Origin of the sequence: Melioribacter sulfuriphilus, from assembly GCF_051488685.1 — a bacterium.
GTDB lineage: Bacteria > Bacteroidota > Ignavibacteria > Ignavibacteriales > Melioribacteraceae > Melioribacter.
Genome location: NZ_JBPSEH010000024.1, coordinates 1 through 704 on the forward strand (window position 1 = coordinate 1; position 704 = coordinate 704).

Consider the following 704-nt stretch of genomic DNA (forward strand, 5'->3'; position numbering starts at 1 on the left):
AATTCATGTATTACATTTCTGAATGGGTCCTCGGTTAAATAATTTCTTACTGTCACACCGGAACCGTATGGTATTGAATCCCTCCCACCAAATGACGTTGCTATTTTCCTCTGGTTGTTGTCCACATTAATAATTCCTATATCTCCCAAATCACCATAATTGCTTACAAATCCTAAATCTATTAAACCTTGATAGGGATTACTTAAATCTCCTGAAATATTTCTCCAGACAAAAATGATCATGTCAACGTATGTATCGGCATTATTATAGTATGTATAATCACTTACCCAATCCCAGTTATCAAACTCAGCAAAATCCCATGTTGTATCAAGTTGTTGGATTATTTCTTTTTGAATATTGCCTCTTCGATTACTGATGTAATTATTCATATACCAATCTCTTGTATGCGGTGCAATTACGTGAACTTCTTTTCCAATAAAATGAAGCTTGTTGCCGGACATTTCGTTAAAATAATGAGTTAGCGAACCTAGAGTAGGGTTAGCTGACCATGTTTGATCGACCCAATTATTCATATTTTGAGGAGCGTTGCCTTTAACCCATCTTGTATTATTAATATCATAGTTGTCATCTGGAAATTCCGCGAAGATAATTAATACATTTACTGTTCCTTCGGAAGGAAGCCATCTTCCTTTTGATTGCGCCGGAACTTCTTGTACTGATACAGTAACACAATTGTATACTTG

General features: G+C 35.4%; 1 pseudogene. It reads right to left on the reverse strand.

Annotated elements, in window-relative coordinates:
* Nucleotides 1-704: pseudogene (locus tag ACSSV9_RS14570) on the reverse strand (T9SS type A sorting domain-containing protein); the annotation flags it as partial.